The sequence below is a fragment of the Streptomyces prunicolor NBRC 13075 genome, from assembly GCF_000367365.1.
Taxonomy (GTDB): Bacteria; Actinomycetota; Actinomycetes; order Streptomycetales; family Streptomycetaceae; genus Streptomyces; species Streptomyces prunicolor.
The window spans coordinates 23,734-41,072 of the sequence record NZ_BARF01000016.1; the positions used below are offsets into that span (position 1 = coordinate 23,734).

The 17,339-nt window shown below is 67.7% G+C and carries 11 protein-coding genes and 1 pseudogene; 3 read left to right on the forward strand and 9 right to left on the reverse strand.

Annotated features, from left to right (window positions below):
- The first annotated feature begins 12 nt into the window (after positions 1 to 12).
- From SPR02S_RS64730 to SPR02S_RS08165, 3 genes are read left to right on the forward strand one after another with little or no spacing between them, the layout of a single operon-like run.
- Positions 13 to 1,458 carry a CpaE/TadZ family protein gene (locus SPR02S_RS64730; RefSeq protein ID WP_043258158.1) on the forward strand — a complete coding sequence of 482 codons (1,446 nt, stop codon included), beginning with the start codon at positions 13 to 15 and terminating at the stop codon, positions 1,456 to 1,458.
- Positions 1,455 to 5,471: a type VII secretion protein EccC gene (locus tag SPR02S_RS08160; protein WP_019056455.1), complete on the forward strand. Its 4,017-nt coding sequence runs from the start codon at positions 1,455 to 1,457 to the stop codon at positions 5,469 to 5,471. Before SPR02S_RS64730 ends, SPR02S_RS08160 begins: the two co-directional genes overlap by 4 nt.
- The gene (locus SPR02S_RS08165) at positions 5,468 to 6,928 is read left to right on the forward strand and encodes a DUF6177 family protein (RefSeq protein ID WP_019056456.1); all 1,461 of its coding nucleotides are present in this window, start codon (positions 5,468 to 5,470) and stop codon (positions 6,926 to 6,928) included. The genes SPR02S_RS08160 and SPR02S_RS08165 overlap by 4 nt, the downstream gene beginning before the upstream one ends.
- 551 nt (positions 6,929 to 7,479) lie before the next feature.
- Here SPR02S_RS08165 and SPR02S_RS08175 read toward each other — a convergent pair.
- From SPR02S_RS08175 to SPR02S_RS08220, 9 genes and pseudogenes are all read right to left on the reverse strand, one after another.
- On the reverse strand, positions 7,480 to 8,775 hold the full coding sequence (locus tag SPR02S_RS08175) for an ATP-grasp domain-containing protein (RefSeq protein ID WP_019056457.1): 1,296 nt from the start codon (positions 8,773 to 8,775) through the stop codon (positions 7,480 to 7,482).
- A complete protein-coding gene (locus tag SPR02S_RS55395) occupies positions 8,775 to 10,331 on the reverse strand; it encodes an amino acid adenylation domain-containing protein (RefSeq protein ID WP_019056458.1) in 1,557 nt (518 codons plus the stop codon). Before SPR02S_RS55395 ends, SPR02S_RS08175 begins: the two co-directional genes overlap by 1 nt.
- Positions 10,332 to 10,333: 2 nt before the next feature.
- The gene (locus SPR02S_RS08185) at positions 10,334 to 11,704 is read right to left on the reverse strand and encodes an MFS transporter (RefSeq protein WP_019056459.1); all 1,371 of its coding nucleotides are present in this window, start codon (positions 11,702 to 11,704) and stop codon (positions 10,334 to 10,336) included.
- The gene (locus SPR02S_RS08190) at positions 11,701 to 13,026 is read right to left on the reverse strand and encodes a condensation domain-containing protein (RefSeq protein WP_019056460.1); all 1,326 of its coding nucleotides are present in this window, start codon (positions 13,024 to 13,026) and stop codon (positions 11,701 to 11,703) included. The genes SPR02S_RS08185 and SPR02S_RS08190 overlap by 4 nt, the downstream gene beginning before the upstream one ends.
- 67 nt (positions 13,027 to 13,093) lie before the next feature.
- The gene (locus SPR02S_RS55400) at positions 13,094 to 14,317 is read right to left on the reverse strand and encodes a 4-(cytidine 5'-diphospho)-2-C-methyl-D-erythritol kinase (protein WP_106436930.1); all 1,224 of its coding nucleotides are present in this window, start codon (positions 14,315 to 14,317) and stop codon (positions 13,094 to 13,096) included.
- A 16-nt stretch (positions 14,318 to 14,333) separates the two neighbouring features.
- Positions 14,334 to 15,053: an SDR family oxidoreductase gene (locus SPR02S_RS08200; protein ID WP_019056462.1), complete on the reverse strand. Its 720-nt coding sequence runs from the start codon at positions 15,051 to 15,053 to the stop codon at positions 14,334 to 14,336.
- On the reverse strand, positions 15,050 to 15,832 hold the full coding sequence (locus SPR02S_RS59535; protein WP_063746243.1) for an IspD/TarI family cytidylyltransferase: 783 nt from the start codon (positions 15,830 to 15,832) through the stop codon (positions 15,050 to 15,052). The genes SPR02S_RS08200 and SPR02S_RS59535 overlap by 4 nt, the downstream gene beginning before the upstream one ends.
- A 348-nt stretch (positions 15,833 to 16,180) precedes the next feature.
- Positions 16,181 to 16,312 (reverse strand): annotated as a pseudogene (locus SPR02S_RS66435) (IS630 family transposase); the annotation flags it as partial.
- A gap of 741 nt (positions 16,313 to 17,053) precedes the next feature.
- Positions 17,054 to 17,338 carry a hypothetical protein gene (locus tag SPR02S_RS08220; protein ID WP_019056466.1) on the reverse strand — a complete coding sequence of 95 codons (285 nt, stop codon included), beginning with the start codon at positions 17,336 to 17,338 and terminating at the stop codon, positions 17,054 to 17,056.
- Between the last annotated feature and the right edge of the window lies 1 nt (position 17,339).

Consider the following 17,339-nt stretch of genomic DNA (forward strand, 5'->3'; position numbering starts at 1 on the left):
GAGGCGGCAGGGATGAACGGGGCTCAGGGCGGTTGGCAGGACGAGGTGTTGCGCGAACTGCGGGGCAGCGCGCCGACGCCGGCCGGTCCGGACGCCGTGCCGAACGCGAACGACGCGACCGAGCCCGGTACTACGGCGGACCAGAACGAAGTGGAGGGCGCCGGGGTCCCGCTCACGGTCCATCACCCCGTTGATCAGCGCTCCGACCCAGGGCAACCGTCTCCCCCGCGCACCGCACCGGCGACAACCCCGGGCGAGACACCGCGGCATCGGCCGGAGACCCTGGCGCCGTTGCCCGGGCAGCTCCCGCAGCCGGTGCCTGAGCCTCGTCCCCTCTCTCCTCACGCCCTGCCGTACTCCGACGCCACCGCCTTGCCCGTACCTGCGCAGCCGCGCCCCTCCCCCACCGAGCCTCACCCCCAACTCCCCTCCACCGCCCCGGGAATGCACGCGCCACTGCCCGACCCCCGCCCGAACCCCCAGGGGCAAGGCGCCCCGGCGGTTCGCCACCGTCCCGGCAGCCCCGGCCTGCCCTTCCCCACCCCCGAGTCCGTGCCCACCGTCGACCCACGGCTCGCCCTCGCGCTGGGGAAGCCGTCGCACGGGGACTCCGTGGCGCGGCGGACCGGGGAATCGATCCGACGCCTGACCTCATCGGCCTCTCAGGAGGTCACCGAAGAGACACGGATCGGGCGGGAGTTGCAGCAGCCGGTCACCACCGGCCGGGTGATCGCCGTGACGTCGATCCGGGGCGGTGTCGGCAAGACGACGACCGCCGCGCTGCTCGCCCGTACGTTCAACCACTACCGGCACGATCCGGTGCTCGCGCTGGAGGCGGACGCCGCGCTCGGCACACTGCCGGTGCGGATGGGCGCGGAGTCGGTGCGCTGGTCGTGCGCCGAGCTGGCCCGGATCCTCACCCCGTCGATGCAACTCACCGACATCACCGGGTACCTGGTGCCGGTCTCGGACGGTGGCTGGCTGCTGCCCGCGAGTCAGGGCCGCCTTGGCGCGCCGCTGGACATCCCCACCTACCGCACGGTGACGCTCGCACTTCGCCGCTACTTCGCCGTCACGGTCGTGGACTGCGAGACCCTGCCCGGCGAAGTCGCCCGTACCGCGATGGACACCGCGCACGCCCGTGTGGTCGTCGCTCCGCTCACCGCCGAGGGCGTGGGCGGTACGCGCGTTGTCCTGGACTGGCTGGCCCAACTGCCGCACGAGGCCCTGGCGTTCACCGTCGTCGCCCTCACCTCGGGCACACCGGATCTGAATCTCGACCTGAAGACGGCCACAGCGCATCTGCGCGAGACAGGGGTCACCATCGTGCACCTGCCCTACGACCGGCATCTCGCGGCCGGCGGACCCATCCGTACGGAACTGCTCGGCTCGGCCACGCGCCGCGCGGCCACGCAGCTCGCGGCGGAGGCGCTGCAGCGGGCGGTGCGGGTCCGTTGACGCAGCACCTGGTCCACCGCCCCGCCCGGGCCACCCGCCCGCTGCCCGCGACCGAGGCGCGCACCATCGAGCCGCCGCCGAACCTGCCGGAGGGCAAGATGGGCAGCGCGGCCACGGCCCTGCTGCCGATCGCCGGTGTCATGTCGTCCGTGGTGATGATGACCGTCATCCGCTCCAGCCAGTTCGCGGGCCTCGGCGCGGTCGTACTCGTCGTCGCGCTGCTGGGAGCCGTGGCGCTGTTCCTGTCGCAGCGCGGCAAGGCGCAGCGGCAGCGGCGGGTGCAGCGCGAACGGTATCTGGAGTATCTGGAGGAGCTGCGCGAGGAGTTGGGTGCGGCCGAGCAGGAACGACGGCGCGCCGCACGGGAGTTGAACCCTCCGCCGTCGGCTCTGTACGACCTGGTGCGCGATCCGGCCCGGCTGTGGGAACGGCGGCGTACGGACGCCGACTTCCTGCGGGTCCGAGTCGGCGTCGGTGACGTACCGGTGCAGGACGTGGTGGTCGGGCAGAACTCGACGAGCGGAGTGCTCACGCCGCCGGACCCGTTCATGCTGAACGAGGCACGGGCACTGCAGGCCCGGTTCCGGGCCACCGCCGACCATCCGCTGCCGGTACCGCTGGACCGTGCGGGCAACGTCAGCGTCATCGGCGACCGCGAGGGCGTACTGCGGGTCGCCCGGGCGCTGCTCGCGCAGGCCGCCGTCACGCACGCACCCGACGACCTGGCGCTCGCCCTCGGCGTGCCCGGGGAGCGCATGGCGGAGTGGGAGTGGGCGAAGTGGCTGCCGCACGTCCTCGACCCCGAGGAGCTGGACGGGCCGGTTGCCGCACGCCGTATCGCACCCGATCTCGCTCAACTCGCGCGCCTGATCGGCGTGGATCTGAAGAAGCGGTCGTCCTACGCCGCCGAGGTGCGGCGCGGCCTCTCCGACCGCAACGCGCTGAGCCTCGGCGGCCGACTGCTCGTGGTGAGTGACGAGTACGGGAACAACGCGGCCGAACTGCCCCGTCCCGACACGGCTGTCGCCCTGGGCGAGATGGGCGTGACCGTGCTGCATCTGCTCGCCGAGCAGGTGCACGAACCCGATCAGGTGTCCGTGCGGATCACCGTCGACGGGGACCGGGTCATGGTCGAGGACCTGCGGGGCGAGCACCTCGTACGGGTCTCAGGAGTCCTCGACCCGGTGAGTGCGGCCGGAGTCGAGGGGCTCGCGCGGACGTTGGCACCCCTACGGCTGTCCCCCGAGTCGGCCGCCGACGGTACGCCAGTGTCCGGCCCGGTGCACTTCCCCCAACTGCTCGGCATCGACGATCCGGCCGCCCTGGACCTCGGCCGGCAATGGGCGCCGCGCGGCGACCGCGACTTCCTGCGGGTGCCGATCGGGCTGGACGACCGGCACGAGCCGGTACTGCTCGACCTGAAGGAGTCCTCCGAACTGGGCATGGGGCCGCATGGGTTGTGCGTCGGCGCGACCGGTTCCGGCAAGAGCGAACTGCTGCGCACCCTCGTGCTCGCGCTGGTGACAACCCATCCGCCCGAGGATCTGGCGATGGTCCTCATCGACTACAAGGGCGGCGCCACCTTCGCCCCCTTCACGACGCTGCCGCACGTGGCGGGAGTCATCACCAACCTGGAGAACCAGGCGGGCCTCGTCGAACGCGTGCACACCTCGCTGGCCGGTGAGATCAAACACCGTCAGCAGGTCCTCAAAGACGCGGGGAACATCGCCGACATCGGGCACTACCGGGCGCTGCGCGCCACCGGACGTCCCGATCTCGAACCGCTCCCGCATCTCTTCGTCGTGATCGACGAGTTCGGTGAACTCCTCACCGCCAAGCCGGACTTCATCGACCTCTTCCTCTCCATCGGACGGATCGGCCGCTCCATCGGCGTCCATCTCCTGCTGTCCAGCCAGCGCATCGAAGGCGGCAGGCTGAAGGGCCTGGACACGTACCTGTCGTACCGGCTCGGGCTGCGCACCTTCTCGGCGGACGAGTCGCGTACGGTCCTGGAGACCCCGGACGCCTTCAACCTGCCGCCGTTGCCCGGTTTCGGCTACCTGAAGGTCGACACGTCCACGTACACGAGGTTCAAGGCGGGCTTCGTCTCCGGCGCGTACCGCGGGCCGGTGCTCAGCGACGCGGTCGCCTCCGACGAGCCGTCAACCTGGGTGTATCCGTCGTACAACACGCTGGCGACACCGACCGGGGAGTCGGGTGACGACGCCGTGGCCGCGCCGCGCGAGCGGGAGAGCGGGCCCAGCGTGCTGTCCGCCGTGGTGGACCAGCTCGCGGGCGCCGGCGAGCCGGTGCGGCGGATCTGGCTGCCGCCGCTGCCCGACGCGGTGACGCTGACCGGGGCGGCCGGCCCGGTCCAGGCATCGGCGGACGGGCTGCAACTCGCCCACGGAGAGGGCCCGTTGCGGATCCCGCTGGGTGTCCTCGACGACCCGGCGCGGCAGCGGCAGGGCCGGTGGGTGCACGACCTGAACACGGCGGGCGGGCACACGGCCGTCATCGGCGGCCCGCAATCCGGCAAAACCACGCTGTTGCGCACCCTGGCCCTGTCCCTCGCCGTGACCCACACACCGCACGACGTGGCGATCTACGGCCTCGATCTCGTCGGCGGCGGCCTGAGCGCACTGTCCGATCTCCCGCATGTCGGCGGGATCGCCGGACGCGCCGACCACGAACGCGCCGCCCGCACCGTCGCCGAGGTGCGCACCATGCTCGCCGAGCGCGAGGCGGTCTTCCGCGCGCACGGCATCGACTCCGTCGACCAGCTGCGCACCCTGCGCACCCAAGGCCGGCTGCCGCAGCTCGGCTCCACGGACGTCGTCCTGCTCATCGACGGATTCGGCGCACTGCGCGACGAGTTCGCCGACCTCGACGACGCGGTGGCCGAGCTCCTCAAACGCGGCAGCGGCTACGGCATCCACGTCGTGGCGGGCATGCTCCGCTGGAACGACGTACGCATCGCCACCCAGTCGATGTTCGGCAGCCGGATCGAACTGCGCCTCAACGACCCCTCCGACTCGTCCGTCGACCGCAGACTGTCCGAGACCCTGTCGGCCGACATCCCGGGCCGCGCCCTCACCGACGGCAAACTGTTCGCACACGTCGCCCTGCCACGCCTCGACGCACTCGCTCGGGCCACGGACCTGGGACCGGCCCTCGCAGCGGCCGCACGCTCCGTGCGCGCCACCTGGCACGGCGAACTGGCCGCTCCCGTACGGGTGTTGCCCACAAGGCTGCCCGCGCAGCGCCTGCCCTCGACGGTCACGGTGCCGCACGCGGTACCGATCGGCGTCGACCAGGAGTCCCTGTCCCCGGCCGTCCTCGACCTGTTCGGCACCGACCAGCACCTGCTCGTCCTGGGCGACAACGAATGCGGCAAGACGAACCTCCTCCAGCTGATCTCCCGCGCGCTCGTGGACCGCTACAGCGCGGACGAGCTGGTCTTCGGCGTCTTCGACCCACGGCGCGGTCTGCGCGGCGTGATCCCGGAGCCCTACCGCGGCGGCTACGCGCACAACGCGAAACTCTCCGCGGCGCTCGCCACCGGCATCGCGACCGAACTGGAAAAACGCCTGCCGGAAACCACCGACCCCGACACCATGACCGACGAACCGGCCTTCTCCGGACCGCGGATCGTCATCCTCGTCGACGACTACGACATCCTCACCACCGCCGGCCAGCAGCCCCTCGCCCCGTTCCTGCCCTACATCTCGTCGGCCCAGGACATCGGCCTGCACTTCGTCGTGACGCGCCGCGTCGCGGGCGCCTCGCGCGCCCTGTACGAGCCGTTCCTGACGACGCTGCGCGAGACGGGTGCGACGGCGCTCTTGATGACAGGAGACCGCACTGAAGGCCAGCTCTTCCCGGGCCTGTACGCCTCCGCACAACCACCGGGCCGGGGCACCCTGGTCCGCCGAGGCCGCCGCCACCAGCTGATCCAGACGGCCCTCGCGGCAGAGCCCAACCCCCTGGAGAGCACGGAGAGCACGGCGTGACCAAGGACGTCATCGCGCTCACCCCGAAGATGCCCGACACCCGCTCGCTCCTGGCAGGTCTGCACGCCGGCGGCCCCGAGCTGAGCCTGACCGCCACCGACGACGGCGCGGTCATCCAGCTGTGCACGGCGGCCGGCCGCCCGCTGGTCTCGGTCGAGGCCCCGCTGCTCGTCCACGTACCCGGCGAGGCCGAACGCCTCCTCGGCCCCCAAGTGACCGCACCCGAGCCGCCGTTCTGGTGGACCGAGACCCGCGCCTCCACCGCAGCCCCCGAGGCGGAATCCCTCGCGGGGTCCGTGTGCGGACGCCTGACGATGCTGCTCGGCGGCACCACCTGGCCACCCGGCGCCGCCCACACCGCCCGCGTCGCGGTCCCGGACGACGCGACGCACGACGAGCAGACACCCACGCCCCCCGGCACGCCGGACGACGACCGCACCGAGACGGCAGCCCCGGTCCTCCCCGCCGTCGATGTCCTGACCGACTCGACCGCGGTCCTCATCGCCGACCGCCCGCTCGTCCCCCTCACCGCCTGGTTCTCGGACATCCTGCGCACCACCGCACGGACGAACCGCGCACTCCATCTCGTCACACCACCCCACGTCCGCCTCACCCTGCCGCTGCGCACCGCACTGAGCGGCGCCCCCAACCGCTGGGTGATCCAGAACCCCGCAGGCGGCTACTACGACGGCCTGTCCGGCGCCCAACTCACCTGGCAGGGCGGCACGTTCACCCCGACCGGCAGCACCGCGGCCGACGCTTTCACCGCAGCGGCCACACCCGCCGAGGAACGACAACTCACCGTCTCGTTCCGCACGGTGCACGCCGCCGACAGCGACCTCGTGCTGGGTCGCGCCCTCGAGGCGGCCTGGCAACACCTCACCGGCACACCCCCCGCCGGCTGGGGCACCGCCGAACCCGTCAACCTCCCCTGGTCCCCACGCCAGTTGACCGATCTCGCCCGCGACCGGGCCCCCGCCCCCACCCACCTCATCGCCGTCGGCACACCGGGCCGCCCCGCCATCGCCACCCACCGCATCACCCGCACCACCGCCGGCGTCGCCCAGGACACGACCCTCACCCTCGGCTACACCACCCCCACCGAAGTCCCCCTGGACACCCTGGAATCCCTCGCCGCCACGCTCATCGACAAACACGGCCTGACGACGATGCTCACCACCCTGCGCAACGCCCGCGCCGACCTCACCCTGCCCGCACACCTGGAAGCCCCGTCTCTCCCGGTCTCCTTCACACTCGGCCCACGCGACACACGCGCCATCGGCCTCACCCACGCCCGCCGCCCACCACTCGCCACGAAGCCGCAGCAACTCGGTACCCCCAGCTATCCCGCCCTCCACTACCCACTCGGCAACGGAACCGACCCCCAAGCCTGGACAGCACTCCAGAACCTCGCCAGCCACCTCAAGAACAGCCCGGGCGTTGCCAATTCGGCATAGCAGCCGAGCCAGACCTCGGCCTGGATCTACGTCCGCGGCCCGTCAGGGATGCACGGGATGGCGTCGCCGAGGCCGACTCCCACCTGCCACGCCAGGCAAGGGTCCCTGCCGAACCCGACACACGAGTGCCGCAACCAGCAGCGACCGCATCAGGTAGTGATGATCCACGGTCGAGAAGCGTTGCCCAGCTGGGAGAGATGTCAGTCCCTCACCGTAGGGTCCGCGCAAGTACCGGGAGTCGTGGAGGAGATCACAGTGGCGTACGTGCAGCATCTTTCGGTCAGGTCGGTGTCCCGCGAGCAGCCCGGTCAGGTACTCGCGGAACCCCCGTCGCCGGGCAAAGCTGACGAAGAGGTCATCGAACCGGGCCACATACTCCTCCAACGGTCCCGGCGCGGGCGAGCACGGACGGCGGGCGGTCATCTTCAGCCCCAGCACGGCAGTTGACTCCTCCCGCTGCCCTACGACCAACCCGCGCAGCCGTCAACCCACGCTACCGCCGGGTTTAACGAACTACCGGTAATCAACAGCCTCTCAGCAGCACAAACACGTCAGCCTGGTCGCGCGCCCGCTTTGGCAAGGAGATCTGGAGCGCTGATCTCGACCTGGCCAACGGGCGAAGTGAAGGTGAATGTGAGGTGAGGCAGGACCTCACGCAGGAGTTGGATCATCACGGAGTGGTCGTCGGCCTCACCCTGGATCAGATCCAGTTCGCTGGTGGACACTCCGCCATCGAGCTGTGTGCCGGGCCGGATCCAGGCGCGGTAGCCAGTGATGCCGACGGTGCTGCGCAGTTGACGCTGTCCTGCGACGGAGTCAAGACGGCAGGGGAAGGACGGCGCCAGATTCGAATACTGGAACACAACTCGGTCGTGGGCCACGAGTGGGGCGTCGACGGCCTCGCCCAGCGCCAGGCGGCCGGCCAGCTCGACGAGGTCGGGACCCGCCGCGCGAAGGGACAGTGCGTTGATGTTGCCCCCCAGCCGTCCGTTCACCTCGATCACCCGCGGTCCGGTGTCAGTGAGCTTGATCTCGGTGTGGGTGATTCCTGTGGTCACCCCGAGCGCTCTGATCGCCTTTTCCGCGAGATCCCGGACAAGTTGCTGTTCCTTTTCCGGCAGGGCGGCGGGCCAGAACTGGCCGGTTTCCCGGAAAGGAGGCACAAGCGGGAACTTCCCGGTGACGGCGATGTGATGGACCGCGCCGCGGATGGCGATGCTTTCCACAGATACGTAGTCACCTACAGAGTCACCCGAGGAATGGCATGGCTTTCCTTGAAGGAACTCCTCCACGACGAAGGCCGGTTCGGAGGCGAGAAGCCGGGCGACGAGTCGGCGTCCTTCCTCTGCGTCGTCGACTCGGTAGGTGTTGCGGCTGCCTTCTCCCCGTACCGGCTTGACGATGGCGGGGAGCCCGACGTGCCGAAGAACCTCGGGCCACTCCTCCGGCCTGGTCAGTAGCTGCCCGGCGACGCTGTCGGTGCCGGTCTCGCGCAGTCGCTGCCTCTGGCAGAACTTGTCCGTCAGGAACCGCACAGTGTCGTCACTGTGGTACGAAAGGCCGAGCTGAGCGGCCAACTCCGCGGTAACCGGCAGCATGCGCTCGCTGAAGGTGGCGATTCCGCCGGGGTCGGTTGCCCGCAGAGGGCCCGTCACCTCGGCGGGCGTGTCCCGGAAGGTGACAACGTCGCCCATATCCCGGAGCAAGGGCAGCAAGGGTCCGACGTGTTCGGAGTTCTCCCTGGTCACGAAGACGAGGGGTGCGACCTTGGTGAGTGATCTGGCGATTTCGCTGACAGTTGCTGCTCCCCGGTCGTACACCACGACCAGTCGGCGGGAAGAGGTCATCAGATCCTCACAGACGACGTCGGCCAGTCCAGCCCAGGAAGCGCTGGAAGGGCGGCTCGGTCCAGCTTTCCGTTCGCGGTGACCGGAAGGCTTGTCACCCGCTTGAACTGGTGGGGGCGCAGATGGGCAGGAAGGCGATCGCCGAGGTGTGCACGGATCCGCCCGGGGTCGAGGTCGGCGTCCGGGCCGGTGACGAGGTACGCCACCAGGATGTGCTGCCCGGCCTGATTGACCTTCAGGGCACACGCGACACCCCGCACGCCGACGAGGGATGTGAGCGCGGCCTCCACCTCGCCGAGTTCGATGCGATGGCCGCGTAGTTTGACCTGGCCGTCCACCCGGCCGATGTAGTAGAGGGTCCCGTCCGCTTGGCGGATCGCCCAGTCTCCACTCCGGTAATAGCGCTCCGGCACATCCTCGGCGGAGTTCGTGACGAACCGCTGTTGGGTGAGCTCGGGCCGTCCCAGATAACCGGATGCGACCCCGCTTCCTGCGACCCAGATCTCTCCTGGTGTTCCGTCGGCGACCGGCTGACCTGCCGAGTCTCTCAGTGAGACTTCCAGGTGGCGAAGCGGACGACCGATGGGGGTGTGCTTGAGCTCCGGTGAGCTGCAGATATGAGCGTCGAGGACTCCGTAGGTCACGTGCACCGTGGTCTCGGTGATCCCGTACATGTTGACGAGTAGGGCGTTGGGTGCCATGTCGCCTTCGAGCCATACGAGGGCGTCCTGGAGGTTGACGGCCTCTCCGCCGAGTACGGCGTAGCGAAGGTGCGGCAGGGAACGACTGTCCCGGCGGAGCCGCCCGACCAGGAATCCGAACATGGAGGGGGTCTGGCTCACCACCGTGACTTGATGGGCCGTAAGCAGCCGCACGAAGGCGTCGGGATCGCGGGCCACCTGCTGGGGTACGAGCACGGCGGTACTGCCGTTGAGCAGGGCACCCCACAACTCCCACACGCTGAAGTCGAAGCTGAAGGAGTGAAAGACCGTCCACACGTCAGCCGGGCGGAAGGCGAACTCCTCCGCACAGGCGTCCAGCAGCGCGAGGACCTGGTCATGACCTACGACGCACCCTTTGGGAGCTCCGGTCGAGCCGGAGGTGTAGATGACGTAGGCGGTTCCGGCCGGGACGTCCTGCCAGGACTGGACCGAACCGGTGCCCCGGACCGCGATCGAGAGGCTGTCCACCTTGGCCACCAACGTCTCATCGGGTTCCAGAGCACCGTCGGTGACGACAAGCCGGGTCCCGCTGTCATCGAGCAGAAAGGAGCGGCGTGCAGGCGGGTAGTCAGGATCGATGGGGAGGTAACCCCGGCCGCTGCCAAGGATTCCGAGAAAGCCGACGGGCGCCGACCGACTGCGACCGAGGCGGGCGGCGATCAGCCGGTCGTCGTCGGTGCACAAGGACACAAGCGCCCGGGCCAATCTGCTGCCGGCGGCTTGCAGTTCGGCGTAGGTGACCGGGCCGTCCTCGTCGATGAGAGCGGGTGCCTCGGGGCGACGCAGTGCCACGTCGGCGAAGCGCTCGTGCACGGTCGAAGGAACGCTCTGCATGATCAACTCCTCACGCTTGTGCTCATGCCTGTATCTGAGACCGGCGGGAGCGCATCGGCCTCGGTTCCGGACCCGGCTTCGGACTCGGTCTCTTCCTCGGACTCGCTCCATTCGGCATGGAGACCGGCCACCCAGCGCGTCATGGGGATGACCAGCGCGGCGCCGACGAGGAGTAGGGCGGAGAGGACGAGCCATCCTCCTGGGACGTAGGCGATGGCCACCGCCACCACGAGGGTGGGGCCGACGATGTCCTGGACCGTGGTCCCGATCGAGAAGTAGCCGATGTACTTGCCCTGGGCGTGAGTCGGCGCCAGACCGAACGACAACCCCCACTCCCCGGCCGACTGAAGAAGCTCACCGGCGGTCAGCACCACCGTGGCCATGAAGAGCGTGGCCACCAGCAATGTTCCGGAACCTGTGGCAGTCGTGGCGAACAGGACGCACGCCAGGGCTGTGAACAGCGCGGAGACGGCGAGTGCCCTGGCAGCGCCGCGCACGCTCGAGGAACCGCGGCTCGCTGTCACCTGGAGCAGGATCGCGAGCACGGTGTTGACGAAGGCGAGGGTGGCGACCATCCACGGCGGTGCGTCGGTGTGCTGGGTCACCCAGAGCGGCAGGCCCACTTCCAGAATGCTGATGTGCAGGGCGAACAGCCCGTTCAGCAGACCGAGGGCAGTGAACGTGACGAGACGCCGCCCCGGCGCCGCCTGCTGTTGAGCCTGGGCCCGCTGTCGGTCCTGATCCTGGTCCTTGCCACGAACATCGGAGGCGAACAGCGTCGGATCGAGCTTCGATCGCGCGGGAAGTCGCGTGGTCGCGACGGCGACCACCAGAAAGGCAGCCATCGTCACGCCGATGAGGCACAGGAACGCCGACCGGGTACCGACCGCCAGCAGAGGTATAACAGCGAGAGCGCCGAGCGACATTCCGGTGTTGGCGACGCTCCGCAGATACGCCTGGGTACGCACCCGATTCGACTGACCCATCACATGGGAGACCAGTGTCCTTCGCGCGATGGAGTTGACACGGTCAGTGGCGCCGAGGGCGATGGCCACAGGCAGCACAACGAGGTAGGAACCGGAGATCAACAGCGGGGTGATCAGCAGTGTTTGAACGACGCTCGCTGCGATGGTCAGGGGACGGGGACCCCAGCGATCCGCCAGATAACCGGCAGGCAGCGCCGCGCAGAAGGCCGCCACACCGGCTCCCGACAAGGCCAGGCCGACCTGTTGCGCAGAGAGCCCGAAGCACAGCGTGAAGAAGACGATGCTGCCGGTGCTGTACATGCCGCGCCCAAGGGCGTAGGCGAAGGTCCCCACGAACAGTGGCCGTGCAGGGCCGTCGAGACGGGGTAGGTTCCGGGTGAGTTTCACAGAGCCCTGTCACCGGCCTGGGCAGTGCCTACCCAGTCCTGCAGCGTCTGTTCGGTGGTCTGCCAGAGCTTTTCCACCGCGGCTGCCGGGTACCAGTCCGTCCGGTGATACATCGAAACCGAGATGTCGTGATCCAACTCGGTGAGGGAGATGACGATGGCGGCGTCCGGTGTGCTCCCCGCGAGCTCCAGGGGTGCCGTCTCGCACCCGGTGAACTCCCAGCCGCCCAGCCAGCGTCGCATGGTGGCGTTCTGCGGGTTGAAGGAAATGTAGGGAACCTTGGCATGGCAGCCAAGGGACGCAGGTTCCATGTGCGCGATGAGCTGCGGCCACGGGATCGCCAGTCCATCGAGGGAGTTCAGCATCGCGCGCTGGAAATCGTGGAGGAAATCGGTGGTGGTGGCCTGGTCGTCGCGCTGCGTCGCGATGACGACCTTGCTTGCGAGGAAGCCGACGGTCTGGTGGACGGATGACGACTCCCGGTTGGACGTCATAAGCATCGTGCCGACGGTGGGTTGCTCACTCAGGATGTACAGCGCCCGGTGAACGGCCGCATGCATGATTGCCCATGGGCTCATACGGAAGGTTCGTGCACAGGCGAACACAGCTGTGGTCAGTTCTCTGCCGAAGGACGCGCGCACGAGACCCGTGCGGTCGTAGCGCGCGTGAGCGGCACCTGAGAAGCCGGCGAATCGTGTTTCGGGGATCGGGCCGACCGCCTTGAGGCTTTGCACCACGTCCTGCAGCGCGCGTTGGCCGGCGGGCGAGTCCAGGTAGGTGTTCTGCTTCTGTACCTGTTCGGGATAGGTGAGGGGGATCGGGGGCAACGGTTGTGTGGCCAGGCCGAGTTCCGCCGCGTAAAGGGTCGTCAGATCCCTCATGAGAAGGTCGAGCGACCAGAAATCCCCTATCAAGTGGTCGAGAACCAGCGCGAAGAGTGTCTCCTGCGGACGGCGGAGCAGAATGAGCCGGGCCAGCGGTCCGTCGGTGAAGTCGAAAGGGGCGTCAACGAGTTGCTCCATGAGCCCCACCGTGGCGTCCGTGGTGTCATGCGGCGTCGAGTCGGCCGAGGTGATGCCGGTCATGTCGGCCGGCACGTCGAGCCGCCAAGTGAAGTCGCCCAGATCGAAGCCGCACAGCAGGACCGGGTGCCGTTCCTGGAGACGGAGCCATGCCCGCTCCAGAGCCGCTGTCTGAAGATCACCGCGGATCCGAAGCACGACAGAGGGATGGTGCGGGCGGTAGACACCGGCGTCTATTTCCCTGACGATCTGCCCCAGCCGGTGCCGCTGGGTCCAGGAAACACGTTGCCGTGAGGACATTGCGCCAACAGCCTTTCGTGGGTTGGTGCGCGACGCGCCAGGCGTCTCGGGCCGATTCCGCCTCCGGCTACCAATGCTCGAACTGGTGAGGATCGAGCACGGCGTCGGTGAGCTCTCGCAATGTCGGCCGGCGCAGGACCCCGGTGGGCGGCATCGACAGCCCGGCTTCTTGCGCCCGGTCGGCGACGACGAGGGCCAGCAGAGAGTCCCCGCCCAACTCGATGAAGTTCTCCTCGGGGTCGTCGACCGGAGTCTCCAGGACCTCTTCCCAGATACGGCGGAGTACCGCGAAGACTTCTTCTCTGGACTGGACATGCGATGTCATGGGCTTCTCCCCCGTTACGATGATCTCTTTCGGCTGAGGCCCCGGAACGGGACCGTGCGCCATCTGGACAGAAGCGCAAGTTCCGGATTCCAGCAGCGTCTTGGCGACGATCTGTGCGTGTCGATGGTCGGAGACGAGAAACGCGACGGTGGCTCCGGTGCCGCACAGCATGCCCGCGAGGGCACCCGCGTTCCTTCCTGTCTCCAGCGTCCTGGCCAGCTCTGGCCGCATTGATGTGACCACCGGTTCCAGGTCGTTGCTCAGCATCTGTGCCAAGGCGAAGGCATCGCCTCCGGCAAGCACGTCGATCAGTTGCTCGGACGCCCTGGGCAACGGCATCAGGTGCGCGGCCCAGGGCCGCCCGCTGTCTCGGCGGAATCGCTCCTGCGCCGCGAAGACTTCTGGTGTGGACAGGCCGAACTCCGCCATGGCAAAGACCCAATGGGAGTTCCCGCCCACGGTGAGGCTGGTGAGCCGCTCGCCCCGGCCGATCCCGAGAGCTGCTCCCCCCAAGACGCTGAAGGGGACGTCACTTCCGAGCTCGGCGGCGAGCGACACGAGGTCTGTCTGGCTGAGGCCCAGGTTCCACAGGGCGTTGCAGCCCACCAGAGCACCGGCCGCGTCCGCGCTGCCGCCGGCCATGCCGCCCTGGACGGGGATGCGCTTGTCGATGTGGACGTGGACGCCTGGATCGACCCCGCTCCTCTTCGCAAGGAGTTTGACGGCTTGGGCAGCAAGGTTCGAATCGTCAGCCGGCACCCGGTCCGCCTGAGCTCCCGACACGGTGACGCGCAGTTCTTCGGCCGGGGTCAGTATCACTTCGTCAGAACAAGAGACGGCAAGAAACACGTTGGCGAGTTCGTGGTATCCGTCATTACGGCGACCACCTACAGCAAGTTGCAGATTGACCTTGGCCGGCGCCTGCACCGTAATGGATCGCATATGAGGCATGACGTGGCTGTTCACCCCTTCACTGACGGGTTCAGTTTTCGGACATGACGCTGCGCATACTCCATAGCAAGGTCCTCATTGATGTGGGCTGCCCGAGGACGTACACGATGGAGTCGGCGACATCCTCGGCGCGCATCATCGTCTTGAGCTGAGGCATGTCCGGAAGCCTTCCTCTGCCCATGGCGAATTCCGTGTCAGTGGCACCAGGACACAATGCACTGACCCGGATTCCCTTCGACCGAAGTTCACGGTCGAGTGATCCGGCGAGTCCGACGACACCGTGCTTAGTGGCTGCGTATACGGCTTCGTCGGGACGGCCTCGCAATCCAGCCACAGAACTGATGAGTACGATGTCGCCGCCCTTGGCGGTGAGTAGCGGAATGGCGTGGCGTACGGACCAGATCGCCCCGGTCAGGTTGGTGGCAACGACCTCTTCGATTTCCGTATCGGAGAGGTCGCAAATGCCGCCGTACGCTCCCACACCTGCATTCGCAATCAGGCAGTCGATATTCCGGAAGGCGTCGACCGCGACGCCGAAGAGATCCTCTACCTGGCGAGGTGATCGGATATCGACCTCTGCCCACGCAACTCGCTCGTTGCCCAACTCGTCGGCAAGCTCCTTGAGGCGGTCTCCCCGCCGAGCGCCGAGAACCACGCTGGCGCCGAGAGCGTGCAGCCGTCGAGCCGTCGCCGCGCCGATGCCTGAACTCGCTCCGGTGATCACGGCGACTTTGCCCTGCAGGTCCCTCATATGGATACCTCGCTGCCGGCAAGTCCTTTCGGCGCGTAGGCATGCAGCGCTTCCGCCAGTGCCAGGTCGTGCTCATATGTGATCTTGAAGTTGGAGGGGTTGCCGGGCGCGGTGGCGACAGTGCCACCGAAATGGGTCACCATGCCGACGTCGTCGGTGCACACGGTGCCCTCCTTCGCGGCAGCCTCGTAGGCCGCCGTCACACAGCCCCGGTCGAACAACTGCGGGGTCTGGGCCGCACGCAGCAGACTCCGGTCGAAGGGTTCCGCCAGGAGCGGTTCCGCGCCGAGGAGATGCACGCTGTCCACCAGCGGCAGCGCAGGAACGATCCCGCACAGATATTGGCCGACCGGGACGTCCAGAGCCACGATCCGAAAATTCTCCAGCAGTACGTCGATGATTCCGGGAGGAGTGAAAGGCCGCGCGACGTCCGTGATCGCAACCCAATCCGCTTCCAACGGGAGAGCCCTGACTCCCAGGTGGCCGCTCTGCTGCCGAGTCGCTCCTCCAGGCGTGACACGAGTCGGTATGGCCAGTCCCGCCGAATCGACCAGCTTCTGGTAGGCGGCGATCAGATCAGCGGGAGCCGTCACCGCCAAGCACACCACACTGGAATTGGAAGCCATGGATTCCAACACATGCAGAAGAAGTGGCTTTCCGCCGACTTCCACCAGAGCTTTGGGTCCGATTCCAAGCCGTTCGCCGCTGCCAGCGGCCAGAACGACAACTCCGACTTTCTGGTGATTCTCGGTCGCATGTAAATGCTGATGAACTGCCATGAGCCCCCGCTATTGATGGCATTCTCGTCAGACGGCTCCCCTTCAGGGCCGAGCGGTGATCGTAGCATGATCCAGAGATGGATACAGGGGTAATTCTATGCATCCGATTGGTACATTTCGGCATTTGTGTGGGGCAAGGAACCGACCTCCGCTTTCCGTGCCGATCCGTCATAGATCCGCATACTTGTCATCCATTCCATCCGCCGCAACAAAGGGCGTGCAGATATTTTATCCGTGCTTTTCCGTTCGATGGGTTGTTGGTCTGGTTTGGGCGGGCTGTCAATGAACTGCAACATCGACACCAGCGCTGGCCAACCCGGCAACTGAGGCTTTCACGTCGGGATGAGGTCATGGCCGTGTCCAGGTAAGGCCGGTCTCGGTGATGAAGCCGTCGAGGGCGTCGGGCCGGTACTGCATCTTCATCTTCTTTGGCCGCGTGCGGGTGAGGTCGGCGAGGGCATCGACGGTGCAGGCCGCGAGATCGACCACCCGCTCACCGCGCGCGATGAGCCACTGGGCCAGGTGCCGGCCCAGCCCATTGGCGTTCTCCACCGCCCCTGTGTGCTCTGGCCACTTCCTGGCCCAGGTAAGCAGCCGTCGGTACTCCGGCAGACGGGCCCCGACCGCTACCGAGGCAAGCTACCGGTGGGCTTCCGGGGCCACGGCGACCGTGGTGTGAGTGGACTTGTATCGATCGACGCCGGGCAGTATCACGGGCACTGCCCTCCCTACGGTCGTGCGACGACAGGGATACCTACGGCCGACACTTCGACTTCGGGAACCAACCGGGCCGGGACACGTCTTCATTGAGTCAGCCCGTAGACGGACGCCGGAACGGCGGCACCCCCGATGAGCCAGCCAGGAACGGCGGCAGGAACCTCACGAGCCACCCGGCCCGGCGTCCTACGGAAACACTACGTGCGGCCAACCCGACCGCGCTCCGCTACGGCCAATACATGTCGGAACCTCAGGGGCCCCAACTACCACGCCCTGGCGAAAAAGGCAGCTGGTCATTCCTCTCTTAGCTCGGCATACTTCCCAACCTCCCGCCGGTGCCCCGGTTGCCCGTCATCTCCGCAGAATCTGAGCAGGCAGGACAGGTCGGAAGGACTCACGTAAGCCGCGCGACTCCCAACCCGCAGCGGTTCGGCCGGGCTCGGTCCGGCGTCGCGGTGGAGCGAGCAAGGGTCTGCTGGGCCGACCGTCGGGGACGTAGACAGATCACCTCCGCGCGTTGAAGGGATCGATCGAGTGGCATTCGTGGATGCTGAGGAATCGGCATTCCCCGGTCTCGCCGTGCACCGCAATATGGGTAGTCCCATAGAGGAAGTACGTATCATCTCCGGTGGCGATGTATTTCGTGCCCTGCCAGGCAAAGTAGAAGAACTCGCCCTTCTTCGCCCTGTTTTCATCATCGCCGTACAGAGCGACCTCGTCCTCCGAGCCAGAGTTCTTCGCCCGGAGAAAATCTGCCGCCAACTGTTCCGCTTGCGCCATCGTATACATC

What these genes read in the sequence shown, in the direction of transcription:
- SPR02S_RS08220 (WP_019056466.1), bottom strand. Translation starts at nt 17,338, where the DNA reads ATGTATACGATGGCGCAAGCGGAACAGTTGGCGGCAGATTTTCTCCGG.
- SPR02S_RS08175 (WP_019056457.1), bottom strand. Translation starts at nt 8,775, where the DNA reads ATGACCTCTTCCCGCCGACTGGTCGTGGTGTACGACCGGGGAGCAGCA.
- SPR02S_RS64730 (WP_043258158.1), top strand. Translation starts at nt 13, where the DNA reads ATGAACGGGGCTCAGGGCGGTTGGCAGGACGAGGTGTTGCGCGAACTG.
- SPR02S_RS59535 (WP_063746243.1), bottom strand. Translation starts at nt 15,832, where the DNA reads ATGGCAGTTCATCAGCATTTACATGCGACCGAGAATCACCAGAAAGTC.
- SPR02S_RS08200 (WP_019056462.1), bottom strand. Translation starts at nt 15,053, where the DNA reads ATGAGGGACCTGCAGGGCAAAGTCGCCGTGATCACCGGAGCGAGTTCA.
- SPR02S_RS55395 (WP_019056458.1), bottom strand. Translation starts at nt 10,331, where the DNA reads ATGCAGAGCGTTCCTTCGACCGTGCACGAGCGCTTCGCCGACGTGGCA.
- SPR02S_RS08190 (WP_019056460.1), bottom strand. Translation starts at nt 13,026, where the DNA reads ATGTCCTCACGGCAACGTGTTTCCTGGACCCAGCGGCACCGGCTGGGG.